Here is a 26199-nt window from a genome sequence, read left to right on the forward strand (position 1 = left end):
ATCACCCGCGGACCAAGGTAGACTAGAGAAAACACGACATGGGGTGAATTTCATGGCTACAAAAACACATACACAATCGGGCACCCTTTCATCTGTCAAAGTGAAGCGGAAAAGTTCGATGCGACAAATACGCGAGGACTTGATGGGTTACGCTTTCGTCAGTCCGATGGTACTGGGCTTGGTTATATTCACACTGTTTCCAATCATAGCTTCCTTTTTTCTCAGTTTTACGGATTGGAATTTTGTTGCCGGATTTTCGAAAACGAAATTTCTGGGTTTAGATAATTTTATCAAGCTTATCCATGATTCAGTATTTCTCTTATCCCTAAAAAATAATCTGATTTTAATGATTGTTGTACCCGTGACGCTGGCGATTTCAGTCGCTTTGGCAGTCATTATTGACAAGAAGATTCATCTTAAAGATTTATTGAAGGTTGTTTTTTTCATACCGTATATCTCAAGCATTGTTGCTGTAGCGATTGTATTTCAAGTATTATTTCACCCAACCTATGGGCCGATTAACCAAATCCTGATGTCCTGGGGGATGGACAACCCGCCGAAGTGGCTGGCTGATCCAGACTTTGCCTTGTACTGTGTGATGGGACTTATGGTATGGGTGCAAATTGGCTATAACATGATTATTTTCATGGCTGGACTTCAGTCCATTCCGAACGATCTCTACGAGGCCGCTGATATTGACGGCGCTTCAAAATGGAAGCAATTTTACAGTATCACCGTGCCATTGCTTTCACCAACAACATTCTTCTTGCTTATTACCGGCATCATTGGAACTTTCAAAGTATTCGACGTGATTTCGGTACTAACTGGGGGCGGGCCAGCGAATTCAACGACGGTCGTCGTTTATCGATTATATGAGACTGCTTTTGTTAATCTTCAATCGGGTTATGCTTCTGCGATGGCAGTTGTTCTGTTGATTCTAGTTCTGCTAATTACCTTGCTGCAATGGATCGGACAACGGAAATGGGTTAATTATTAAAAAGTAAGGAGGAATAACGGATGAGCAAGTATCAAGCTGCCAAAAAAACGCTTCTAACTATACTAATGTGCCTACTTGGCATATTGTTCATGTCACCCTTCCTGTGGATGATTTCAGCCTCTATGAAACCGGAAGCCGATGTGTTTATATATCCGATTCAGTGGATACCTAAGCATTGGAATGTAATTGAGAATTATACCAAAGTATGGACAGAGACGAAATTTGCTTTATTTTATTGGAATTCCATTAAGGTTACGGTTGGAACCACGGCTTTATCCGTACTTCTTTCCTCGATGGCGGCTTATGCGTTTTCGAAAATCAAATTCCGCGGCCGTCACGTGCTCTTTATTGTTGTTCTTGCCATCTATATGATTCCGAGCCAAGCGATTCTTGTTCCACAATTCCTGCTGTTTCGCTGGGTCGGCCTATACGATAGTCATTTTGGCTTAATTTTATTAGGGTCCTTCAGTGTATTAGGAACGTTCATGCTGCGCCAATTCTATATGGGGATTCATGAAGAGTTTATTGAATCAGCCAGAATAGATGGAGCTGGACATATTAGAATCTTCTTCTCCATCTGTACACCGCTTGTTGGTCCGGCGATTGCGACTTATGCGATTCTACGTTTTATCTGGACGTGGAACGATTACCAGAATCCGCTGATCTTCTTAAGATCCAAGGAATTATTCACACTCCCGCTGGGGATTCGCTCCTTTGCAGATTTGAACGGTGATTTCTATTCTCTCATTATGGCTGCTTCCGTTTCTGCTATCGTTCCTCTGCTTATAATTTTCATTATCGGTCAAAAGCAAGTTATCGAAGGAATTTCGATGGGTGGCGTTAAAGGCTGATTCACGCTTCTTCTAGCAGGATGTCAAAAAATATGCAGAAGAGGTCAAAATAGTGCCTCGTTTGTGGGAAACAGGTTTGTTACGATCGTGATGTAAAGGTTTTCATAAAACGATAATCATTTTGGAGGGGATCCTATGAAAAAGAGTTTATTAGTTCTAAGTGGTATCTTGGCCATCAGTACAGCACTTGCAGGCTGCGGCAAATCAGAAACGCCAGCTGCAACAGATAAAGGTGCTGGGACAGCTACCGCGGCAGCAAGCGCAGCTCCTAATAAAGCACCAGTTACAATTAAAGTACAAGCTTGGTATACCGAAGCACAAGGGAACTGGAATGCTACCGTTGAAGCTTACAATAAAACACACCCGAACGTGAAAGTCGTATATGAAGGAATGTCTGAAAAAGGCGATTCACAAGAAGGAATGAAAAAACTAGATTTGTTGGCGGCTTCCGGTGAGCAAATGGACGTTGTTATGTACTCCAGCGCATCCGATTTCGCTCAACGTGTTGGCGCAGGCATTTTGGAACCGCTTGATGAGTATTTGAAGAAAGATAACATTGTCGTCAAAGATGAATATAAAATTGATCCGGTTGTAAACGGGAAATACTATGCGCTGCCAGGTAAAATGATTGAATGGTTCGTTCTCTTGAACAAAGACAAATTGGACGAAGCGAAATTGCCTGTTCCTACGGACTGGACTTGGAATGATTACGCAGAGTATGCTAAAAAGTTGACTAAAGGCGAAGGTGCTGCGAAAACGTACGGTTCCTATTTCCACAGCTGGAAAGACTATGCGCTCTTGGCTTTGAACAATGATATGGATAACCCGTATCTCGTGAAATCCGATGGCACGCAAAACATCGACAATCCTAAAGTGCGTTATTCCCTTGACTTGCGCAACAAATTGGAAAACGTAGATAAAACATCCGTCCCTTACTTTGAAGTTGTTTCGCAAAAAATGGCTTACCGCGACGTCTTCTACGGCGGCAAAACAGCGATGCTGGCAACAGGCAACTGGATGGTTGGCGAGCTGGCGCTGAACGCGAAGTTCAAAACTGTATTTGCTCCATATCCGAAGTATGATGCCAAAGACACGAATGGTTTAACGGAAGTTGGCGCTGACTTCATGGGTGTTGCTGCGAATTCGAAGAATAAGCAAGCGGCTTATGACTTCGTAAAATGGTACACAACAGAAGGCATTCAAACACAAGGTCTGTTCTTCTCCGGTTGGAAAAAAGCCGACATCAGCAAGAACGTAGACGCGATCTTGAAAAGCGGCAAACCAGATCAAGTGGCTATGATTGATAAAGACTCCTTGCTGGCTACGCTGAAAGTGAACAAAGCAACGAAACTGGTTGTACCTCCAACTTACGCGCTTCAACAAGAGAAAGAATATTTAACGCAAGTGGAGCTGTTCTTGACAGGCAAGCAAGATTTGGAGAAAACGATTACGACAGCGAAAACCAAATTAGAAGATATCCGTAAAAGCAATGCCAAGTAATCGTTAACGATTATTGGTATACTGAAAAGAGGAGGCCTAAGGCTCCTCTTTTTCCTATTTTCATTCTGCTATATTCGAAAGGAAGGCGTGTGCGGCAGTGCCGAATTGGACTCGAACCTTATCGCTTCGCAATAAATTGGTACTGACGATTCTGATTTGTCTCGTTCTGCCATCTCTGGTTTCGATGAATGTCTCCAATCTTTTGACACGGGATGCGGTGAAGTCGCAAGTGACAGATAACTCCATCGAATCCATGCGTATTGTGAATCAGATTGTCAACGGGCAATTAAAAAATATGATTTATGTGATGAATTTCATTCAATTCGATGAAAAGCTGCAGCCCTCGATTCGTGATTTAGGCAGAGCGAACGCGGAAACGAAGCAAGGCGATATTCTACAGTACAAGCAAACGATAATGAATCGAATCAGCACGGTTATCGATACGTTCGGCAATCTGAATGTGACCCTGCTGCTTCCGAACCATGAGTATGTGGCTTCTTACACGACATTTTACTTTAATCCAAATGATTTTCTGAAAACAGAGTGGTTTCCTGCCGTAGAGCAAATTTCCGGGTATAACGTGAAATGGATTGGGGCAGAGCCCAACTACAGTCGTACGACAAGTCAGCCTTATTTGCTGGCAGCCGCCAAGCCGATCCGCATAAATGATATCACCTATGGGTATGTAATTGTAGGACTGGAAATGAACACGCTCCAGCAGTTGTTTGATCAATATAAAAATAATGAATCCATGGTCATCATTGACCAAAATGGGCGCATCATCGTCGATAAGGATTCAGATAAGATCGGTACGCAATTCGCTTATCAGGATCAGCTTCCTCCGGAGGATGGTTCTTCCTTCGTGAAGGTAGCCGGGGAAGATTATATTCTGCTTAGCAATCAAGTCACGCCGGATTGGCGGCTTGTGAGTCTGAGTCCTTACAAAACGGCAGCGCAAAAGATTGAGACATTCCGCAAGACGGATTTCTTTATTCAGATTTTCTTTTTGCTCTTGTTCGCCATCGTTCTTCTCTATATGGTGCGTACCCTGACCAAACCGATTGCGCGGCTTGTCCAAACCGTCGTCCGGATTGAATCCGGTCAGCTCAGTGAGCGCTCCAATATTAGCGGGGGAGATGAGGTTGGCCGTCTTGGTTATGTTTTTGACCGGATGATTGACCGCATTGAGCATATGATCGAAGAGAATCGTCATGAGCAGGAATTAAAGCGCGAAGCCGAGCTGGCGATGCTCCAAGCGCAAATTAATCCGCATTTCTTGTTTAATGTACTTAATTCTATCCGTTTGAAAATCATGATGAAGGGTGATTCGGAGAATGCCGAGCTGCTCAGCTCGTTGTCTTCGCTTTTACGCATGACGATCAATCGCAATAATGCTTACATTCCGCTGCATGAGGAGATTGAGATCAACGAGCATTATGTTCGGCTTCTGAATTCTCGGCATGGGGATCGCATCGTTTTGCATATCTCGGCAGCTTCTGACACACTTCTTGTGGAAATACCGCGATTCATGCTGCAACCGCTTATTGAGAATGCTTATATTCATGGGCTCAAAAGTAAATCCGGAGAAATTACGATTGCCTCCAGAATCTGTGAAGATGGCAGGCTGCAGGTGGAGGTCAGGGATTCAGGGATCGGGATGTCGCCTGAACGGCTCGCTACGTTGCGTAATTATTTGGATGTGCCGAGTCCGCTTAGCGAAGAAACGACCAGTCCAGCGTTGTCGGGGATCGGTCTTCATAATGTATTTGAACGGCTGCGTTTAATATATGGTCATCGGTTCGATTTTGAAATTAGCAGTGAGCAGGGACAAGGCACGCAGATTGTATTGCGCTTTCCGCAGCAGGCTCGGATGGAGGGGTAGCATGTACGAAATAATGATTGTGGATGACGATTTGCCGGTTCTGGAATTTCTGACCACGGCGATTGAATGGAACAAGCTCGGATTTCATCTGGCTGGCGCTTATGAGAATCCGTTAGATGCCCTTGAAGCGGGACGATTGGGCAAAATAGATGTGCTCATCAGCGATATTGGCATGCCCGAGATGAATGGCTTGGAGCTTATTGGCGGGATGCGGGATGTGCATCCTCATGTGAAGGCGGTTATTCTTTCCTGTCACGACGACTTTCAATATGCGCAAGCAGCAGTGAAATTGTCGGTGAGTGAATATGTGCTGAAAGAAACGATGAACGCAACGAACATTTCCGAGATGCTAAAAAGGTTAAAGGAACAGTTGGATGTGGAGAGTGGGGTCCTGTCCAAAAGTCTCAAGCTAGAAAAAGAGGCTGCCCTGAACCGCAGTTCGGCGAAGCGGCATTTTATTCGAAGCACGGTCAACGAACCGCTTTTTGATGCGGAGGAATGGATTGGGAAAGCCGAGGGATTCGGCATTCGGCTTGGGCAGCATGGCGTGCTGCCGGTGTTCGGCTATGTGAATCGGATGAAAGAGGCAGATCACCGGTTTCAATCCAAGGATCTCTTTGCGTACACCATTGAGAATATCGTGGAAGAACTGCTGGTCGAGCAGATGGATACCGCGCTGTTCACCTATGATACGGGAGAAATCATTTTGTTGTTTCCTCATTACGCCAAGCTGCATGTCAACAACACTCAGAAAGTGGAGCAGACGCTAAGACATCTGCAAAGCTGCCTGCAGCAGTATGTGAAGATGTCCTTCTCTTTCTTAACGGGGAAACCCGCCAAGGATCCGCGCTCGCTCAAGGATCAATTGATCCGGATGGCGGAAGTGAAGCACATGCGGTTTTATTTGCCGGAATCCTCTGTGCTCGCCCTGGAAAGTGTCAGAGATAGCTTTGGGGACGGAGGCTTGCTTTTAGCGCAATACGCTACGACACTGGACGAGTTTCGAAGCGTGGTATTCGATGAACGACTCGACTTGATTGATGTTTATGTCTCGAAGTGGATTGACTTCATTCAATATCACCGCTTTCGGCCAGTGGAGGTAAAGGAATGGCTCCTGAAAATGATCCTCGATGTGCGGATGCGACTGAAATCGCTTCAGCATTATCAGTCGACCTTTTCCTCCGAGCTGCTGCATCATGATGTCCACGAAATATCATCGATCCGCGAGCTCGAGCTGTGGCTGAAGGATTATCTGCAGCAAGCCATCAAGTGGGCAGGCCAAGTCTACCGCGAATCTCATAATCGTGAAATTCTGGAGTGCCAGCGCTTCGTTTATCACAACTTGCACACGAAGGTCTCTCTCGAAGATGCCGCGGCACATCTGCATCTGCATCCAAGCTATCTCAGCCGTTTATTCAAGAAGGAAACCGGCGAGAATTTCATCGAATACGTCACTCGGATGAAAATGGAGAAAGCCAAAGAACTGCTCGAAATCACCGATAAAACGGTGGAACAGATCTCCGACATGCTCGGCTACGAAAACAAAAACTATTTCGGCAAATTGTTCAAAGCACATACGGGCTTCGTGCCGAATGTATTCCGCGGCCAGTCCAAGGGCGCTCAGCAGGGGTAGTGGGGATGGCGCGGCCTGGTGAATGGTCGTGGCTGGTTGCGGCTTAAAGTGCGGATGTTCAGTAACTCAGAAAACTTCCCCCGTGCCCGTAACCCGTAACCCGTAACCCGTAACCCGTAACCCGTAACCCGTAACCCGTAACCCGTAACCCGTAACCCGTAACCCGTAACCCCCTAAAACAAATTAAAACAAGCCGAGCCTGCCGAAAAGGCAGGCTCGGCGCACAAAAAGCACCAACCCGCCGCCGAGCCAGCAGAAAAGGCAGTCTCAAAGCCAAAATCAAGCCAAAACCCCCCAAGAACCAGCCGAGCCAGCCAAAAAAGCAGTCTCGGCGCACAAAAAGCACCCACCCGCCGCTGAGCCCGCAAAAAAGGCAGTCTCAAAGCCAAAATCAAGCCAAAACCCCCCAAGAACCAGCCGAGCCAGCCCAAAAAGCAGTCTCGGCGCACAAAAAGTACCCACCCGCCGCTGAGCCTGCGAAAAAGGCAGTCTCAAAGCCCAAACCAAGCCAAAACCCCCCAAGAGCCAGCCGAGCCTGCAAAAAATTGAAAACGGTTACAGATAAAATAGAACGATATATATGAACAATTCAGAGCATCAGGTAGTGAACTTCCAGAAGGCAAGCCAATTGGACGCATTTAAAAGTAACAACAGGTTGGTCATTCTAAATCGATTCCCTTATCTTTACAAAAAAAACTCACTATTCCTTTTTGAACCATGGTAAAATAAAGGGCGGAACATGGCTTGTCTATCGATGAAGTCATAACTTATGTCACTGTTTTTGACTCAGCCCACGCTAAGGAGGAATCGTAATGAGTAGGTTAGCAAGATGGAAAGCAAAACTAGTAAAATCAGCACTCGCATTAACAGTAGCGTTACCGCTGCAGGTCTTGGTTACAAGTCCGCTGCAGGTCGTAATGGCCGAGGGACCGAGCGATCCGGCTCCGTTTATTGAAGCCAAAGTCGTGAATGAAAATGCAGGTAAAAAAGTATTGTTCGACAATACGCATGAGCAAACCGCTGGTGCAGCGGATTGGGTTATCGACGGCGGATTTTCGGATTTTGCCAATGCTTTGGCGAATAACGGGTATTATGTGAAAGAACTTCGCAAAACTACTCCGATAACATTGAGCGATTTGAGCGGCTATGATGTATTTGTGGTTGCAGAATCAAATGTCCCTTACAAAACAAGTGAACAAGCTGCGCTGGCACAATATGTCCAGGGAGGCGGCAGTATCTTCTTCATCGCAGATCATTATAATGCAGACCGCAACAAGAACCGTTGGGATGGTTCGGAAGTATTCAACGGCTATCGCCGTGGGGCATGGACGAATCCGGCAAAAGGCATGAGTGCCGAAGAAAGTGCTTCATCTGCTATGCAGGATGTTGCCAGCTCTGATTGGCTAGCGACGCAATTCGGATTGCGTTTCCGATACAATGCTTTGGGCGATATTGATGCGAATCAAATTGTAGCTCCAGAGCAAGCTTTTGGCATTACGACCGGCGTTTCCAAAGTTGCCATGCATGCGGGTTCAACCCTTGCTATTATCGATCCGACCAAAGCCAAAGGCATCGTCTACCTGCCGCAAACGAACGCAGCTTGGGCTAATGCAGTTGACCAAGGTGTATACAATGGAGGCGGCATTGCCGAGGGTCCTTATGTAGCGGTAGCAAAAGCTGGCGCAGGCAAGGCGGGCTTCATCGGGGATTCTTCACCGGTTGAAGATGCGACGCCGAAATATTTGCGCGAAGATACAGGCGCCAAAAAGACGACCTATGATGGCTTCAAAGAAGTAAATGACGGTACGCTGCTCGTTAATATGGTGAACTGGCTTTCCAAGAAAGAAAGCTACACAAGCCTGACTGAAGTAAGCGGCCTTCAACTGGACCAACCGACGGCCCTGCTGCCGTTTGAAGCACCTGCTGCTTCTACAGAACCGCAGCCAGAGCCTTGGGCAGCACCTGAAGCAGGCTACAAATGGTACGATCGCAGCACATTTAAACCCGGCTCCTATGGCGGACCAACCGCAACGGCGAGCGCTGCGTACAGCTTCGTGCATCAAGCTACATTGCCGAATGCGCAGGATTTTCAAATCCGTGTCGTAATTGACAACTTGCCTGCTGCAACAACCGTAACAGGATACAGCGCTGGCATTTATCTAGTAACCGGCGGGGCGCAGGTGGCAATGATTCAAAATGCCGACGGCACATGGCCAGCCGCTTACGGGTACAGCTCAACCTTCAGTCTGACCTCAGATATTAACGGTCATGCTTACAAAGATTTGAACGTTCGTATTAAGCAGGGTACGGCGGCGGCAGCTAACTTGCGGCTTCGCCAAAACAGCACGAACTTGAAAACAGAAGGCGTAACAATCGCCAACGTTCCGGCTGAGCCGCTGCCAGAAGAGCAGAACCCGATTCCGGCCAAGATTGCCATTTCGGATGCACGCGGTAAGTCAGCAGGCACATTGGTAACTGTCGAGGGTGTAGTAACGACGGAGCCTGGCGCTTTTGGCGGGCAAGCGTTCTATTTGCAGGATGCTACAGGCGGAATTTATGTGTTCCAAAACCTGAGCGGTTTCCACCTCGGTGATACGGTGAAGGTAACGGCTCCTACGGCCCTTTACAATACCGAGTTAGAGCTAACAGATCCTGTAGCCATTGCCAAGACAGGTGTTTCAGAAGTTCCAGCGGCAGCAGTTGTGGCAGCGGTGGGAGCGGACAACCAAGGGCAATTAGTTGAGCTGGACAATGTAACAATAAGCAATATTATCAGCGCAACACCAGCTGGATCTTTTGAGTTTGATGCGGCGAATGGCACAGCAAGTACGCATGTTCGCGTGGATACGCGCACTGGCTTATCACAAAGCACATTCCCTTATCAGGCTGGACAAACAGTTAACATCAAAGGTGTGGCAGCGATCTTCAAAGGTGTCTACCAATTGAAGCCAAGAGGGCTAAGTGATTTCTCGGCACAAGCTGATACGACGGCACCAGTAACAACAGCTGCATTATCCAGCACGGCGAATGCTCAGGGCTGGTTCAAAGATGATGTGACGGTCACACTTAGCGCAGTGGATAATCAAGCGGGTGCAATAACAACGAATTATAATATTAACAGTGGTGCTTCAACTGTGTATACAAGCCCATTCGTCGTTCAAACGGAAGGTCTTAACACGGTTGGGTTCTTCTCAACAGATGCTGCGGGCAATGCAGAAGCGGCTCAAAAGCTGCAAATCAAATTGGACAAAACCGCGCCAACGGCTGTATTAACAGAATCCGGTCATGCGGTTGGGAATGTAACGAATGCGAACACATTGAAATTTGAATTAGCCGCTTCAGATGCGCTTTCAGGGGTAGCTGAACAAACGTTGACGCTGGATGGCAACGCGATTACTAGCGGTCAAACGATTGCGGCTGGCAGCTTGGCAGTAGGTCAACATATCGTGCAATATCATGTAACGGATGCTGCTGGCAACGTAACGCAAGCTTCGCAAGCGTTCAATGTCGGAACAGGTGTAACGTTTAGTCAAGCTGCGCTTTCAGCAGCACAAACGTCATTGAAACCAGGCGAAACGACAGCTACGAGTCTTACTGGTACATTAAGCAATGGAGCGCCAGCGGATTTAAGCGGTGCAGCAGTAGTCTACACTTCAACGAATGCGGCAGTAGCTGCTGTGGATGCTCATGGAGTTGTTAGTGCAGTTGCGAATGGTACTGCGCAAATTACAGCTTCCGTAACGTTGAACGGAAAAACGGTACAAACGAATGCAGTAACCATCTCCGTTGCGAAGCCACTGTCTGTCGGAGCGCCAGGTAGTCCTGTTTTATCCGATAACAATGGGCAATCAGGCATCAAAGACGGCAACTACACAGTAACGATGAACATGTGGTGGGGCAACAACGGCTCCATTTTCAAACTCTACGAGAACGGCGTACTCATTAGCACACAAGCTTTGACAGACGTTTCTCCTGCGGCGCAAGTAGCTAAAGTGGATGTGAAGGGTAAAGGAAACGGCACTTATACGTATACAAGTGAACTTATCAATTCTTTCGGAACAACAAAAAGCAGTCCGCTGGTAGTGACCATCACGGAAGCTTCCCCAGGCAAACCGGTATTGTCCCAAGATAATTGGGATGGGGACGGCAACTACAAAGTAACCATGAACATGTGGTGGGGAACGAACGCGACAGAGTATCGTTTGTACGAAAACGGTGTCCTCGTGGATACGAAGACCCTAAAAGCAGCTTCACCTAACGCACAAAGCGCTGTAACGACGATTACCGGCAAAGCCATTGGCGTGTACGAGTACCGCAGCGAATTGGTCAGTGCGGGCGGCGTTACCTCGAGTGACAAGTTGACGGTTAACGTAACGAAGTAAGTACGTAAAGCCTCTGGCTGCTCTGAAAAGAGTGGTTAGAGGCTTTTTTGTTTTCTTTCACCAGACTATTCAGAAGCGTTTTGGATAAAAAACTTCTATTGATCCTTGTTTGACAGGTTTGAGAAGGCAATGGTAAATTTAGTGGCAGTTGCAACTAATTTTACTTTAGGTGGTGAAAGCATGGAATTCCGCTGGAAACGTAATCTGTTCATTTTATGGATTGGTGTATTTTTTTGTGGGATGGCTTATACGCTTTCGATACCTTTTATTCCACTTTTTTTGCAGGAAGAGCTGGGCATTCGTAGTGATGTTGAGGCTTGGTCAGGAGTGACCTTTTCAGTTGGCTTTTTGGCAAGCGCCTTGATTGCGCCCTATTGGGGATCGTTAGCGGACAAATATGGCAGGAAGCCGATGCTGATCCGATCCGGTTTTAGCCTATGTGTGGTTTATTTCATTACTTTTTTTGTACATGATCCCTATATCTTTATTATTGTTAGAATTTTGCAGGGGCTGATGGCAGGATTTATTCCTGCTGCTATTGCTTTAGTTGGCACGAATACGCCGGATAAACAGGTAGGCTACGCTTTGAGCGTAATGTCGACGGCGACGGCAACTGGCGGTATTCTCGGTCCGTTGGTTGGCGGTTTGCTTAGCCATTGGGTTGGAACACGGGAATGCTTTGTCGTGTCTGGCTGCATCATGCTCATTTCCGCAGCGATTGCCCTCATTTGGGTGAAAGAAGTCCATGAGAAGCCTAAAGGGGCTCGGCCCAGCGTTTTAGACGATTTGAAACAAGCCGCAGGCAACAAGCAGTTGATGCGGATATTCAGCATGACGCTTATAGTGGCGACGTCTGTTATGATTTTGGAGCCGTTGCTGACGCTCTACGTGGTTGAGATTGGCGGTAGTGCCAAGGGGGCATCCCTGAGCTCAGGCATCATTTTCTCAGCCGTAGGTATAGCTACCGTCATTATGGGGTCTAGGTGGGGAATCATCGGGCAGCGAATCGGTTATGACAAAACGCTTTATATTGGATTAATAGGCGGAGGCATCGGAAATCTCCTGCAGCTAGGCACGCATAATTTAATTGTGTTTGGCATGTTGAGGTTTAGCTATGGTTTGTTTTTTGCTGCAGTCTATCCGGCATTAAATGCACTTATTGTCCAATATGCCGATAACGAATTCCGTGGCAGAGCGATCAGCTTGAATCAAACAGCAAACCAGTTTGGCATGATGGCAGGGCCGCTGATTGGCGGGCTGCTGGGAGGATGGATCAGCATTCAATTTGTTTTTATCATAACGGGCGCAGCCCTGTTAGGGGCGGCACTAACGATGAAGTTAAACAGTCGGAGGGAAGCGAAGCAGTCGCTTTTTGGATAGACGGTCCCTAACATAATCTGCTGACGCAACTTCCTCTAGACAAAACCAGCACCCAATGTTAGCTTAAATTAACTACTTAATGAAAGTTGTGATCATCTATGTCCAATCCAATGGCTTCTCAAGCGAGCCTTTCTTCTAGTCGTCCGATTCGCTTGTGGATCGTGCTTGTGCTTGGTGCGCTGGCTTCCTTCGGTCCTCTCTCGTTAGACATGTATCTGCCGGCGCTGCCTGTCATCGCGAGCGATCTACATACCACAACCTCGCTGGCACAAATGAGCTTAACAGCCTGCATGATTGGCCTCTCCATTGGTCAACTGATTGCAGGATCGGTCAGTGATGTACGGGGCAGGCGCATACCGCTGCTGGTCGGGCTTGTTATTTACGCGCTTGCGTCTATTTTTTGTATGTTTGCACCGTCGATTTGGCTTTTTCTGCTCCTGCGATTTGTTCAGGGGATGGCGGGGGCAGCAGGAATCGTTATTTCGCGCGCCATTGTACGAGATATGTACGAAGGGGTGGAGATGACGAAGTTTTTTGCGCTGCTCATGCTCGTTAATGGGGCCGCGCCTATCCTTGCGCCTATTATAGGAGGACAATTGCTGGAGTTCACCTCTTGGCGTGGGGTTTTCCTTGTGCTGAGCTTAATTGGCGTGGTGATGTTCTTTGCGGTTGTGCTTGGGCTAAAAGAAACCCATCTGCCGGAGCGCCGCTCGAAAGGCGGGCTATCCAACACATTGCGAACGTTTCGCGGCTTGTTGACCGACCGTTTGTTCATGGGCTACGCGCTAACGCAAGGGCTCGTTTTTGCCGGCATGTTTGCCTATATTTCGGGCTCGCCGTTTGTTTTGCAAGAAATTTTTGGAGTTTCTCCGCAAATGTTCAGCTTGTGCTTCGCGATCAACGGCATCGGTGTAATCATCGCTGGGCAAGTGACGGGAAGGCTCGCAGGCAAAATAAGCGATGAACGATTGCTGGCGAGTGGGCTTGTAATGGCGGCATTTGGCGGCATCTTATTGCTTATCGCGACCCTTGCGGGTGCTGGGCTTTATGTCATTTTGACAGCCTTTTTCTTCATCGTTTCCAGTGTGGGTCCAGTATCCGTGGCAACCTCTTCTCTAGCACTCCAGAGCCAAGGGAAGACGGCAGGCAGCGCGGCAGCGTTGTTGGGCTTGCTCTCATTTATCATAGGAGGCATCATTGCCCCGCTTGTTGGTATTGGGGGAAGCCAGACCGCGGTTCCACTCGGCATTATCATTGCTGTGATGGAAGTGGGAGCGATCCTTTGCTTTGTTGTGCTAACCCGTACCAGAAGGCCATAGCGCAGTCCCTCAACTTTTTCTCATGAAGCGAAACGAGTTCTAATTTTCTTCACAATTAGCCTTTATACTGAAGAAAATACGACCAATTCATGAAAAAGGTGGAGTAAAAGATGAAGCAAATTCACAAGAAAGTACTGATTGGTACGCTCTCAGCAGCATTGCTATTAGGCGGCGGCTTCGTGCTTCAGCATAATCAAGTCTTCGCTGACGAGACGGCCAAAGCGACACCTGCGGCTCAGAAGGAAACATTCAAGGATCGAAATCATAAAGGCTTTGAAGGACACGGACCTGTTAAAGGCGGCTTTGAGTTCGGAAAAGGATCGCAAGATTACGCGGCAATTCTCGGAATCGACCCGTCTGTTCTGAAAGAAGAGATCAAACAAGGTAAAACGCTGGCTCAAATTGCACTCGACAAAGCCAATCTGACAGAGGAAGCTCTCCTTGGTAAATTAACGGAAGCTGAGACGAAGAAGATTGACGACGCTTTAAGCGCGGGTAAAATAAAGCAAGAACAGGCCGACAAACTCAAGTCGGGTCTGGCGGAGCGTTTGAAAAAAGTTGTCGAGGCTAAGCCGAAGACAATGAACTTCAAAGGAGCGCCTAGTCCAGGACAACGCCCAGGCGGTATGCCAGGAGGAATTTGGGGCAATCCGCAAGAAATTGCCAAAGTGCTGGGAATCACCGCAGAAGAGTTGAATTCGGAGCGCAAAGCCGGCAAGTCACTTGCCGAAATTGCTCAAGCCAAAGGCATAACGGAAGATGAGCTTATCGCCAAGCTGAAAGACAGCTTAACGGATGAACTTAAAAGCTTCGTCGAACGCAAAGGCGGAGAGCATCCAAGCGCCCCGCCCCGTCATGACGGACCGAAACATGTTGGAAAGTCTGATGTAGCATCAGCTCCAACCGACAAGAAATAACTACAAAAGGCTGCTCCTCTGATCGAAAGATCGAGAGGGGCGCCTTTTTTTCTTTGAGCAGCTGAATGGGCGATGGCTTCAAAACGCAAACGACGCCAACGATTCCTATTGCCTGATCGGATCGCCACTTAATACAACACACGCCACAAATAAAAAGTGGCATAAGCCTCCCACCCACTCCACCCTTCAGCAAGCTCTTGAATATGGGAGAGAGAAGGCTTCTGCTCCAAGCCAAGCACATGCTTGAGTGCGTTGTGCAAGCCCACATCAGCGAGTGGGAACGCCGCGGGGTTCCGCAAGCAGCGCATCAAGACGTAATTGGCTGTCCAGGGGCCAATGCCGCGAATGTGCAGCAGCTCTTTTTCCATTTCGGCAAAATCCTCTTTCCTAAAGAGCGCCTCTTTGGACAAAAACCCTTCCGCCATCAGCTTGGCAACACCGATCAAATACTCCGCCTTTTTCCCTGTGAATTGTAAAACGGTCAAAGCATCGGGTGTCAGCTCAGCAATCCGCTGCGGCGTAGGGAACGCCCAATAGGTTCGCCCCTCCCAATCGAATCGGGTGCCGAACGTTTCCACAAGACGCCTTTTGAGCGTATAGGCAAAAGTCAGATTGATCTGCTGTCCGATAATGCCCCAGCTCATCGCCTCGAACAGATCGGGAATCCCCATCAGTCGCAATCCATAGAAATCTTGCGTAACCTGACTCAAAATGGGATCACCCTTGGCTAAAGCGTAAAATGGCGCAAGATTTGTCCCCAGATCAAACCATTCCCACACATACCGCGCGACTTCCGCGCGCAATGCAGGGGTTACCATGGCTTGCTGATGCGTCAGCAAACGAATATGCAGAAGACGGTTGTCCTCACTGTTGACAGCGGTTAGCACAGAGTTATCCCCAATCCGGATAAGCTTGAAAATCTCCGAGTTATCCACATGGAAAAGACATTCATTGGTGGAGCGGGATAAATAACCGATATTCTGTTCATATCGAAAAGGCTCGGGGATTGGCAGCGTAAGCGTGCTCGTCAAATCGCACCATTGGAGGATGGAAGGGTTAAAAGGTTGATACGGCTGCATGGTTAGTTCTCCTTTGCCTGATTAAGTTTCTTCTTCTATTATCGTGGAAAGTGGCTTTTGTAATCTTGCTTTCTCATCTTCACACCCTTACAACGCCAGCTGGGTTTGGGTATACTGTGTGTAGAGGACGAGGAATTCTGAGAGGAGTGAAAGGCTGATGCACGAACGGTTTTGGCAAGCAATTGTGACGAATGATGCGGCCTATGACGGCACGTTTTATTATGCAGTGATGACAACCGGGATCTTCTGCAGACCTTCTTGCAAATCGAGACCGCCGAAGCGAGAGAACGTTCGGATTTTCATAGATCGCCAAGGAGCTATGGCCGAAAATTATCGTCCCTGCAAAAGATGCAGGCCAGACGGAGCCAGGCTGCCGGATGAAGAATGGGTGATGCTGATGAAGACCCATATCGAAGAACGATATGCCGAGCCGCTGACGCTCACCATCTTGGCAGACCACTTCTATGCTAGTGTGTATCACTTGCAGAGAACTTTCAAACGTGTGCTGGGCGTTACGCCACTCATATATCTTCAGCAAGTACGGATCGAGGCGGCTAAGCGGCTTTTGCATGAAACGGATCAAGCGGTGAGCGCGATTGGCGTTCAGGTGGGGATGCCGAATGCGGCACATTTTGCCACACTGTTTCAGAAAAAGACCGGTTTAACGCCAACGGAATTCCGTCAATCTATCTTCACCTAACCATAACCATAACCGTAACCGTAACCGTAACCGTAACCGTAACCGTAACCGTAACCGTAACCGTAACCGTAACCATAACCATAACCATAACCATAACCATAACCATAACCGAGGAGGGTTCGATGATGCAAACAGAACAGAAGAAACTGATCCATTGGGGGATTGTACGTATTAGTGAGAGCCATTTCATCCTTGCAGCAACGGATCGAGGTCTGTGCTATCTGCAATTTCATGAGAGTGATGCGGAGCCTCCTATTCATTGGGGGCGCAAGCAATTCCCCGAGTATAACTGGATAGAAGACAAGGAGAGTGTTCTCGAGCCTTACCTTGTTCAAATTGAGGAGTACTTGAGAGGACTACGTACCGAGTTTACACTCCCTTTGGACTTGCGCGGGACCGAATTTCAGCAAGGGGTGTGGCGTGCACTAAACGAGATTCCGCATGGGGTGACGCATAGCTATTCGGAAATCGCGCAGGCGCTGAATAAACCAAGCGCGGTCAGAGCAGTAGGCACAGCAATTGGCGCTAACCCGATACTCGTCGTGGTGCCATGCCACCGGGTAGTAGGGAAGAATGGCGCGCTTACCGGCTACCGGGGCGGATTGGTGAATAAGGAGAAGCTGTTGGAGTTGGAGGGAGCACGGATAGGGAAAGGTATATCAGAGGTAGCGAATGTGATGGGCTCGTAACAGGTCAGCGATTTGCGCATAATTCCTGCGATTGTGCAGGCTTTTGGGCTTGGTTCTGCCAAAAATCAAAGAATTCCTGCGATTGTGCAGGCTTTTTAAGTGTTTTCTTGATTCCAAGATGAAAATGCCAAAAAAGCCTGCATAATCGCAGGCCTTTCCCTTTTTTCACACCATCACGTTGAAAAAGCCTGCACATTTGCAGGCTTTTCAGAGTTGGTTAGCCATATGGGCAGCTTATCCTTAATGATATCCACCCTTGGTGGTCCAAACTCTAGATCTTTCCCATCCAAAAGGAACTAAGATCCGCTATATGAGCCAAAACGTGTATTTTCATATCCAGAAGGAACTACGGTCCGCTATTTCGCCGTATTTGCACTAAATCGCACAATTTGGACGAAATAGCGTACCTCAGTTCCCTTTCATCGAAATAATGCGTTATTTTCGGCAATTAGAGGATCATAGTTCCGTTTGGTGGAGGGGACATGCTGATGTGCGGGATGTGGATGAGGTATGCTAGTGGAGCTATGAGATGACGAGTTGAGGAATAGGTAGGTACGTAGTAGGTAGGTTAGGTAGAAAGTAGAAAGTAAAAGTAGTGAGTAGAAGAGGAAGAGTAAGAGTAAGTAGTAAGTAGTAAGTAGTAAGTAGTAAGTAGTAAGTAGTAAGAGTAAGAGTAAGAGTAAGAGTAAGAGTAAGAGGGGGCAGCTAGTGTCTATAAACGTAAATCATAAATCAGCGAAGCAGCTTCTGACCAAAGCCAGCGGCTTTCTAGAGGGCTATTCGCATACGTTAAACCCTTACACCGGGTGCGTCTTTGCCTGTTCTTACTGCTACGTGAGGCAGATGCCGGTGGCTCTTTTTCGCGAAGAGGGCTGGGGCGACTTCGTTGATGTTAAGGATAACGCAGCCGAGCTGCTAGCGAAGGAACTGGTCCGCGCCAAAAGCAAAGGGCCCGTTAAGATCTTCATGTCTTCGGCGACGGACCCGTACCAGTCGATTGAGCATAAGGAGCGGATTACCCGCTCGCTGCTGGAGGTGATGTCCGTGCATCCGCCGGACTTCTTGTTTGTGCAGACCCGCAGCCCGCTGGTAACGCGGGATGCGGATCTGTTCGAGCTGCTCGGCGACCGCGTAAGAGTCAGCATGACGGTTGAGACGGACCGCGAGGAGGTACGCCGAGCGTTCACCCCGTCCGCGCCGCCGATTCCGGCGCGGCTGCAAGCCCTGCGCGAGCTTGCGGCTCGCGGCATTCCCGTGCAGGCCACGATAGCGCCTGTGCTGCCAAGCTCGGAGCAATTCGCCGAGCGGTTGGCGGGCATCGTGGATCGTGTGTGCATCGACGACTATTTCATGGGCGATGGCAGTGGAGGCAAGCGCACGGAACGCATCGGCGTGCGCAAGATCTATGACGCGCTGGGGCTGACCGACTGGTACAGTCGGGATGCGTATAGGCGTGTACACGAACAGCTCCTGCGGCATTTTACGCAGGAGTGTGTGTTCTTAAGCCAGCAAGGCTTTTTACCCTGAGGCCTCTCCTCGCCTAATCCGTCAGCGCGAGCTACAGAGCTTCGCAGCATTTCCATCGGCTAGCCTCCGCGCGAGCCACGGAAAGCTCCGCCGCTTCACCCTCGTCTAACCCGCGAGCGACAGAGCTTCGCAGCATTTCCACCGGCTAACCTCCGCGCGAGCCACGGAAAGCTCCGCCGCTTCACCCTCGTCTAACCCGCCAGCGACGGAGCTTCACCATCGGCTAACCGGCGCGAGCGACGGAGCTCCGCAACTTCACCAAACGCCTAATCCGCCTGCGCCAAAAACGGAATCACATCCACTTGGCTGCGCATGCGCTGTTTGAATTCTTTGGGCGAGCATTGGTTGTGGCGTTTGAACAGCTTGTAGAATTGCGCCATGTTGAGGATGCCTACTTCATAGCTAACTTCCATAATGCTGAGGTCTCCGGTGAGAAGGAGGCGTTCGGCTTTTTTGATTCTTTTGTAATTTACGTAGTCGACGAAGGATATCCCCATGACCTTTTTGAAATACTTAATAAAGTAATGATAGCTTAAATTGAGTACGCTGCAGACGTCTTCAACCGTAATGCGCTCACTGAGATGTTTGTCAATGTAGTCCAGTGCTGGACGTACTCGGGAGATACCGGAGTCCTCGGTGACACCGGAGAAGTCGCGATGATCATTGCGCAGCAGCAAAAGCAGCAGATTCTTGATCGCTGCGCTGATGGCCAGCTCATAGCCAATCTTCCGAGACTGCGACTCTTCGTAAATTTGCATAACGAGGGTATAAGCTTCCTGTTTAACGGCAGGGTTGTCGCGGAATACCTCATTGAATGCCTCTAGCGGATGCGTCAGCTCGGAGAAGCGGTGCAGATAGGGCATGGTACTAAGGTCAAAATGCTGCTTGAGATCAAGCTGGAAAACGATTTGCCTCAAGGGACCTGGTGCATACGTATGCGTTCGATGCGGCTGGGAAGATCCGAAGACCATGATGTCTCCCGGCGTCATAACGGTGTAGTCATGCTTGGTTTGGACACCGAGCTGACCTTGGGCAACGAGCAGAAATTCAACTTGCATATGCGAATGCCAACCCCAATCTGAAGGAGGCCCAGCCTGCGGGGTTTCATGCATCATTTCCCATATTTTCAAAAAAAGCAAAGGGTTCTGATAAATGACTTCTTCATTTGTGATTTCAGTTAAGGGGCCAGGGCGATGGATAGGTTCCATGATTATGCATACCTCGCAATTCGTAAGTAGGACATTTTTGAATACGCGAAAAGTTAGTGAATGTAAGGGTTTATCAGGAATGAGTATACCACTGTTTAGGAGTAAAGGACACTATTGAATAAGAAGTAGGCAGAATCTTGTCTTTATTTTAGGCAGGGGACTGTCTATACTCAGAAGTATGAATGAATACGCTATCTTGGAGGGAATAAGAAGATGAGTCAGAAACTAAAAGTTACGGTATGGAACGAATTTCGTCATGAAAAAGAAAGTGAAATTGTACGCGCGGCTTACCCGGATGGTATTCACACAGCGATTGGTGAAGGGTTGGCAGGAGCTGTTGATGTCACTTATGCCACATTAGATGACGCTGAACACGGCTTGTCCGAAGAAGTTCTGAACAACACGGACGTTCTGATTTGGTGGGGACACAAAGCGCATGATGAAGTACAGGACGCTATCGTTGATCGCGTTCAAAAGCGTGTATGGGAAGGCATGGGACTCATTGTGCTGCACTCCGGACACTTCTCCAAAGTATTCAAAAAGCTGATGGGCACTTCCTGTGACCTCAAATGGCGTGAAGCCGACGAGAAGGAACGCCTTTGGGTTGTTGCTCCAGGTCATCCAATCGTTGAAGGAATCGGCGAGTACATCGATTTGGAAGCAGAGGAAATGTACGGTGAGCACTTCGATATTCCACAGCCGGATGAGTTGATCATGGTTTCTTGGTTCGAAGGCGGAGAGGTTTTCCGCAGCGGTTGTACGTTTAACCGTGGCAACGGGAAGATCTTCTACTTCCGTCCTGGACATGAAACTTACCGTACTTATTACAACGAGCAAATTCGCCGCGTCATCAGTAATGCGGTTCATTGGGCTGCTCCAACTACGCGTGAGTATCCGAAATACGGGAATCACAAACCGCTTGAAGTAATTAAACCAAAAGTTAACGCTTAATCTATAGGGCTTGCAGAAACCGATGTCGATGAATTCGATATCGGTTTTTTGACATGATTGAGAACGGCGCATGGCCATAAAGATCGATGATGTGCTTGTAAAATAAAGAAACGGCTTTTTCACGTTGATCCTTGGTGTGTTTAACTAATACAAATAACCAAAATACAAGAGGTAAAAAAGGGTGCAGAGCAAGGAAAGCAGCAAGGCCCATAGAAGGTGGATGTAATGCAATCGAAGCATAGCAAACATATTGAGGTCAAAAATCAACGACCACCAGCCATTCCAGCCAGCGTGATAGGTGATTCTCCCCAGTTTGTAGCCCAGCAATTCAATGATGATATACATCAGTGTCCATTTGAGGATATGCCGTATTTTCGATAATGTACCTGTCATTGGGAAGTTGGAGAGAAAGAGAAATGTAGTTATAGGATAGATGAGGAAGGTATGGAGCATTACGGTGCCGGTATAGTTTAAGAAAAAATCGGGCTCTAAATGCCATTCATAATGTTCTTCATGGGACACAAGCTCATAGAGAAGCTTTAAACAGGAGATATACAACATCGTTGGATAGTACTGTTTGAATTGCTTCCAGTCCCCCCAGCGCCAAGCCGCTGCTAATACCCACATAGAGATGATGATATGAATAGTAATGCTCCCCCTCGAAATCGTTCTGCGTATACTAATTTTTCCATATTTATGGAAAATAATTCGAGGTTAACAAAATAATTGGATGTAAATGGAAAAATATGCGGATACTGTAGTATCTCTGAACGAAAGTGATGATCTTTAGGATGCTTAATATCACTGATACCGATTCTCTGATTGAGCTGATATTCACAATACTCACAATTATTGGATCTTTGCTAATCATGCGTCATAACTGGAAAAGATACAGCGTTCTTTTTCTTATGAGTGCTGCTGTCAGTGTGATTCTTTGTTATGTCTTCGTAGAAACAGGACTCTACAGCTTTCCGATTCGACTACTCCCGAGCTTATCACCCATGCCTATAACGACGATTATTGCCGTGTTTTCCTTCTTCGTTTTGCTTGGTGTGAGGTTTAGTCCTGCTATGTGGGCTTGGAAAATTCCGTTTTACTGGGTTATGGTGCATGTCGGCATGCTGGGGGAAACGTTGGCTTTGCATAAAACGGAGCTTATTCACTACGTGAAATTTTGGGACGTTTGGGATTCTTACACCTGGTGGTGGATTTACCTGCTTGTTTTTGAATGGGTAGGAGGCATGGTCATACCGGCAGAAAGCCGGAAGTCCATGCACCATGAGTGGTTGCAGTATGGAAGATTAGGCTGGTTTTTGCTGCATTTTATTTTGATTTTGACGATTTTTTTAGGCGGATTTTATTTAGGAAGGGTCAGCAAATAAAAACATGCTGCTCCTTTGCTCTAAGTCAGCAAAGAGGCAGCGCGTTATAGTCTATGAGGCGTTCTGATCTTTTTTATTAGGGTTCTGCTGCGCAGGTGCAATATAGAACGAAACGCCTTTTCGATCATTCTCAGCGTGAATGGACATGCCATGGTGATCCATAATTTGCTTCACAATCGCTAGTCCGAGGCCGAATTGACCGTCTCCGCCTGAGCGGAAAGGTTCAAACATGTTGTCCGCGATGGATTGATCCAGAAGCGGGCCGTCGTTGCTCATCCGCAGCTCTGAGAGCAGGGAGCTTCCTTTTGGCGCGTGCTCATGCGCTTTTACTAGAATCTGAATGCGGCTTTTGGCATAGCGAAGCTGGTTGTCGAGCATGTTTTCCAAAGCAATTTTCCATTGCTCCTGATCACCCATCAGTTGGGTAGACGGGGCGAGATCCATTTCCCATTCGACTTCAGGTCGGCGATAGCGCAGCCGCTCTACAACATCTTCAATTACGGTTTGAATTTCGAAGGCTTTGAAAGGTTTATCCCTTGCGGTTACATAGTTCAGCTTATTCAGGAGCAGCAGATCGCGAATACGCTTCTCCAGCCGCTCGCCCTCTTTCATAATAACGCCTACACTGTCGCTCAGGGTTCCCTTCGGGAAGACGCCGTCTTGAATCGATTGCGCGTAGCTGCGTATGACCATGACAGGCGTTTTCAACTCATGCGAGGTATGCTGCAGGAAAAACTGCTGGGCATGATCCTGCCGCACGAGGCGCTGGCGCATAGATTCGATCGCTTTGGCAAGGCGGCCAATCTCATCTTTGCGACCTGTTTCGATGGGTTCATGCCAATCGCGTTCAGCCATGCGTCCCACATGGCGCTCCATTTGAATGAGCGGGCGTGTGAAGTAACGAGCCAGCAGCAAACAAGGGAGCCAGCTAATGACGATGAGCCCGACCATCATCAGCATCAGTCTGCCGAACATGGTCATGACCAGATCATTGCGGTAATTGCCCCAGGCATAAGACACGATAAAGTTCGGCTGCCCTTGAAACTGTTCTTTGCGAATGACATAGAAAATGCTTTTGTTGTCAATACTGCGAGTGTATTTTTCAACAGGAATCATCTGCGCTAATGCGTCTTTCTCCATAGCTTGCATAAAAGGTTCTCGGACTGTCGTAGTGGAGCTGATCGTTTGCTCAAGCGCGGTTCCGCTTATCATGAAATGGCGGATGGACGGTCCGCTCCATGTGCCAGTGAGCGGTGCCATCGTCTGTGTGGCCAGCGTGGAATCAGCCGGGATGCCAGCCGCTGCTGTCCCCATTTCTATTCGGGGAACAAGCATAAGGCCATTTTCGTCAGAAATCATGGGCTGAGCCCTCGAAGCCGTCATGGTGACGCGCGAAAAGGGCTGGGTAGGCAAGGAAGGCAATATAGGCGCTGCTGTTAACGTAGTAGTTTCCATTTTGAGGCCGCTTTGCGTATCAAACAAAATGTCATAAAGCTGCTCTGTGAAGAAGCCTTTTAATGTCCAAGGCAGCAGAAGTGCAAGAAGGGTAAAAATGAATAACGTTAACGCGGCGAATGCTCCCCAAAGTTTAAGAGCCAGCGGCCACTGCACGAGATTAAGTTTCATGCTTTCACCATCCTGTATCCGTACCCATACACGGTTTCTAAACGCAGATCCGGCAGCTTGCGGCGAACTCTGCGCACCAAATCGTCAACAACCCGATCCGTTCCGAAGTAATCCATTCCCCATACCGCGGTCAGCACTTGCTCACGTTCCAGAACTTGCCCATGGTGATTAATGAAGTAAAGCAGCAGTTCGAATTCTTTGGAAGTCAGCTCTAATTTGCTGCCCTGCTCATCTGTCACCGTGCGGGCTTGCTCATCGATCAAATAGGAGGCTAACGTCAGCTTGGAGCGCCGTTCTTGAGAGGCTGGCGCTCTCCCCGCGTAATGCCCGCCGTATACGCGCTCTAATAGCTTGCGCGTACGAATTACAAGCTCTCGAGGAAGAAAAGGCTTGGCCAAGTAATCATCACTCCCAAGCTCAAGACCGATAATCCGGTCAATATCCGCATCACGAGCAGATATGAAGATAACAGGCTGCGTCGGCTGATCGGCTTTAATCTCCCGCATCAGCTGATACCCGTCTACGCCGGGAAGCATAATATCGAGGACCCACAAGTCCGGCCGCTCTGCGATGGCGGATCTTGCCGAGGTTCCATCAGCGAACGAACGCACTTGCCACCCCTCTTTCTCCAAGTAGGCGGCTAATAATCCTCTTAGATGTTCTTCATCTTCCACTAAATAAATGTGATACATGATCGTTTCTCCTTCTTCTCTGTCCGCGATGGGGAAAAGGTGGAGCCGTTCGCAGTTTTTGCGCGCGGTTCCGCCGGATTCATACAGCCGATTTCATCTATTTTTTGGATTGTTCTGTCGATTCTGCTTTTGCTTTTTCTGCTGCTTCTTTGATTTTTACAGCCATCGTACGGATAGACTCTGTTTCACTTTTGTAATCCTTGAGCAGCTCAGGCAATAAGCTTTTGATTGTTGCCGCGTCGTCCGCTTCTACGGCTTCGGCAAGTTTTTGCTGGCGTTTAAAGGATTCTGTCGGTTCACCCTTCATTATAACACCCGAAGTCACGCCCTCAAATGGAATTGCTTGGACAGCTTCCTTACCGGACAATTCATCGCTGTTCAATCTTTTAACGAAAATTTTATTGCCAGAGGAAAGTTCTGCATCCTTCGACAGTTCGATGGCTGGGAGTGCTGGAATCGCTTCACCGGCTACAAAAGACTCGCTAGTCGTAGCGGCCGTAGTATCATCTTTAACTGCTGAACCGTCCACATTTTTCATAGTTACACTCCGGAAAGTGGCAATCTTCGGCAATTCGTTCTCTGCTTGTTTGCGATCCTCCAGTGCCTGTTTCCATTGCGTCAAAGTTTCTGGAGCGTAAGTACTGGCTAGGAGCTTCAAATAATTTCTTTGATGCGCGGGTTGGAACAACAAGCTGGCTGCACTTGCCTGTACTTGGAAGGCATTTGTACTGGTTGTTGTGTTTGCTGCGGTAAGCGTAGTAAGTTCTTTTGTTTCGGTATTGGAATCAGCGGCATAAGCGCTAACTGCTCCGAAGGCCATAGTTGCGGCGAAGGCTAGAAGACTTACTCGACTTGTGTAACGTTTGATTTGTGTTTTCATGGTAGAAAACTCCTCTCGATATATGTGATGGTGGGGAATGTGTTTCCCTTACTTCTTCACTTTACCGAAAGATTATGGACATCCTATCGTAACATTGTGGGAAATTGTGTGTGGGCGTGCCTGTATTGTGAACCGAAGTAAAGCTGGGATGAAATATGGCGGGTGCCTCGCCCAGCAGTGATGTAGCAAGGGAGCTCCCTTTCTAAGCGGGTACGATTGTTAACGTGGAAAATAAGGCGGGTGCCTATAATAAACATGCGATTATGCATCCTTTTTGCTTCAGAGATAGCCTCTATTGCTAAATTCCTGCGTTTCTGCATCTTTATCAGGTCTTTTCTTGATTAGAGAACCAAATTGCCGGAAATGCCTGCGCTTATGCAGGCATTTTCATTTTTATGGTGATTTTGCTGGAAATACCTGCACTTTCGCAGGTATTCCCTGTAAGGGATTAATTCACTTCAAGAAATGGACATTGAGCTAGTTTTAAGGTGCTTTGTGCTAATAGTGTGTTGTTAGTGATAATGCGGTGGTAGACAAAAAGAACCCTTGCGAGGGTTAGTCGCAAAGGTTTATCTCCCCCTCAGATGTCAGAGGGGGGAAGGAG

At 48.0% G+C, this 26199-nt stretch carries 20 protein-coding genes; 14 read left to right on the top strand and 6 right to left on the bottom strand.

What is annotated here, in order from left to right:
• The first annotated feature begins 52 nt into the window (after positions 1-52).
• From BC351_RS07690 to BC351_RS07735, 9 genes are all read left to right on the top strand, one after another.
• Positions 53-997 (top strand): carbohydrate ABC transporter permease, encoded by a 945-nt coding sequence (locus BC351_RS07690; RefSeq protein ID WP_079410358.1) that lies wholly within the window; start codon positions 53-55, stop codon positions 995-997.
• A 20-nt stretch (positions 998-1017) separates the two neighbouring features.
• Positions 1018-1848 (top strand): carbohydrate ABC transporter permease, encoded by an 831-nt coding sequence (locus BC351_RS07695; protein ID WP_079410360.1) that lies wholly within the window; start codon positions 1018-1020, stop codon positions 1846-1848.
• A 135-nt stretch (positions 1849-1983) separates the two neighbouring features.
• On the top strand, positions 1984-3348 hold the full coding sequence (locus tag BC351_RS07700; RefSeq protein WP_079410362.1) for an ABC transporter substrate-binding protein: 1365 nt from the start codon (positions 1984-1986) through the stop codon (positions 3346-3348).
• A gap of 97 nt (positions 3349-3445) precedes the next feature.
• Positions 3446-5230, top strand: a complete 1785-nt coding sequence (locus BC351_RS07705) for a cache domain-containing sensor histidine kinase (RefSeq protein WP_079410364.1) — start codon at positions 3446-3448, stop codon at positions 5228-5230.
• Between the two features lies 1 nt (position 5231).
• Positions 5232-6863: a helix-turn-helix domain-containing protein gene (locus BC351_RS07710; protein WP_158082010.1), complete on the top strand. Its 1632-nt coding sequence runs from the start codon at positions 5232-5234 to the stop codon at positions 6861-6863.
• A gap of 812 nt (positions 6864-7675) precedes the next feature.
• Complete coding sequence (locus BC351_RS07720; protein WP_079410370.1) at positions 7676-11245, top strand: OmpL47-type beta-barrel domain-containing protein; 3570 nt, start codon at positions 7676-7678, stop codon at positions 11243-11245.
• A gap of 180 nt (positions 11246-11425) precedes the next feature.
• Positions 11426-12625, top strand: coding sequence for an MFS transporter (locus BC351_RS07725; protein WP_079410372.1), 1200 nt, complete (start codon positions 11426-11428; stop codon positions 12623-12625).
• A gap of 98 nt (positions 12626-12723) precedes the next feature.
• Positions 12724-13944 carry a multidrug effflux MFS transporter gene (locus BC351_RS07730; protein WP_079410374.1) on the top strand — a complete coding sequence of 407 codons (1221 nt, stop codon included), beginning with the start codon at positions 12724-12726 and terminating at the stop codon, positions 13942-13944.
• 110 nt (positions 13945-14054) lie between these two features.
• Entirely contained in the window at positions 14055-14861 is an 807-nt protein-coding gene (locus BC351_RS07735; RefSeq protein WP_079410376.1) for a hypothetical protein, read from the top strand.
• A gap of 128 nt (positions 14862-14989) precedes the next feature.
• On the opposite strand, the gene BC351_RS07740 is transcribed toward BC351_RS07735, so the two are convergent.
• Positions 14990-15940 (bottom strand): DNA-3-methyladenine glycosylase family protein, encoded by a 951-nt coding sequence (locus BC351_RS07740; RefSeq protein WP_079410378.1) that lies wholly within the window; start codon positions 15938-15940, stop codon positions 14990-14992.
• Between the two features lie 157 nt (positions 15941-16097).
• On the opposite strand from BC351_RS07740, the gene BC351_RS07745 reads away from it, so the two are divergent.
• The 3 genes from BC351_RS07745 to BC351_RS07755 all read left to right on the top strand — a co-directional run bounded on the left by BC351_RS07745 (position 16098) and on the right by BC351_RS07755 (position 18856).
• The gene (locus tag BC351_RS07745) at positions 16098-16640 is read left to right on the top strand and encodes a bifunctional transcriptional activator/DNA repair enzyme AdaA (protein WP_079410380.1); all 543 of its coding nucleotides are present in this window, start codon (positions 16098-16100) and stop codon (positions 16638-16640) included.
• Between the two features lie 122 nt (positions 16641-16762).
• Positions 16763-17329: a methylated-DNA--[protein]-cysteine S-methyltransferase gene (locus tag BC351_RS07750; RefSeq protein ID WP_341865974.1), complete on the top strand. Its 567-nt coding sequence runs from the start codon at positions 16763-16765 to the stop codon at positions 17327-17329.
• Positions 17330-18037: 708 nt separating this feature from the next.
• A complete protein-coding gene (locus BC351_RS07755) occupies positions 18038-18856 on the top strand; it encodes an SPL family radical SAM protein (protein ID WP_079410384.1) in 819 nt (272 codons plus the stop codon).
• 266 nt (positions 18857-19122) lie between these two features.
• On the opposite strand, the gene BC351_RS07760 is transcribed toward BC351_RS07755, so the two are convergent.
• Entirely contained in the window at positions 19123-20064 is a 942-nt protein-coding gene (locus tag BC351_RS07760; protein WP_079410386.1) for an AraC family transcriptional regulator, read from the bottom strand.
• 213 nt (positions 20065-20277) lie between these two features.
• Here BC351_RS07760 and BC351_RS07765 point away from each other — a divergent pair, with 213 nt between their 5' ends.
• A complete protein-coding gene (locus BC351_RS07765) occupies positions 20278-21015 on the top strand; it encodes a ThuA domain-containing protein (protein ID WP_079410388.1) in 738 nt (245 codons plus the stop codon).
• A gap of 144 nt (positions 21016-21159) precedes the next feature.
• On the opposite strand, the gene BC351_RS44280 is transcribed toward BC351_RS07765, so the two are convergent.
• Positions 21160-21642: a CBO0543 family protein gene (locus BC351_RS44280; protein ID WP_079410390.1), complete on the bottom strand. Its 483-nt coding sequence runs from the start codon at positions 21640-21642 to the stop codon at positions 21160-21162.
• 242 nt (positions 21643-21884) lie between these two features.
• On the opposite strand from BC351_RS44280, the gene BC351_RS07775 reads away from it, so the two are divergent.
• Positions 21885-22397: a CBO0543 family protein gene (locus tag BC351_RS07775; protein WP_244208919.1), complete on the top strand. Its 513-nt coding sequence runs from the start codon at positions 21885-21887 to the stop codon at positions 22395-22397.
• 51 nt (positions 22398-22448) lie between these two features.
• On the opposite strand, the gene BC351_RS07780 is transcribed toward BC351_RS07775, so the two are convergent.
• The 3 genes from BC351_RS07780 to BC351_RS07790 form a co-directional block, all read right to left on the bottom strand.
• The gene (locus BC351_RS07780; protein ID WP_079410394.1) at positions 22449-24023 is read right to left on the bottom strand and encodes a HAMP domain-containing sensor histidine kinase; all 1575 of its coding nucleotides are present in this window, start codon (positions 24021-24023) and stop codon (positions 22449-22451) included.
• Complete coding sequence (locus BC351_RS07785) at positions 24020-24718, bottom strand: response regulator transcription factor (RefSeq protein ID WP_244208922.1); 699 nt, start codon at positions 24716-24718, stop codon at positions 24020-24022. The genes BC351_RS07780 and BC351_RS07785 overlap by 4 nt, the downstream gene beginning before the upstream one ends.
• Positions 24719-24812: 94 nt before the next feature.
• Positions 24813-25595: a hypothetical protein gene (locus tag BC351_RS07790; RefSeq protein ID WP_079410398.1), complete on the bottom strand. Its 783-nt coding sequence runs from the start codon at positions 25593-25595 to the stop codon at positions 24813-24815.
• Positions 25596-26199: the final 604 nt, after the last annotated feature.

This window comes from Paenibacillus ferrarius, from assembly GCF_002027705.1.
In the GTDB taxonomy this organism is placed as follows: Bacteria; Bacillota; Bacilli; order Paenibacillales; family NBRC-103111; genus Paenibacillus_E; species Paenibacillus_E ferrarius.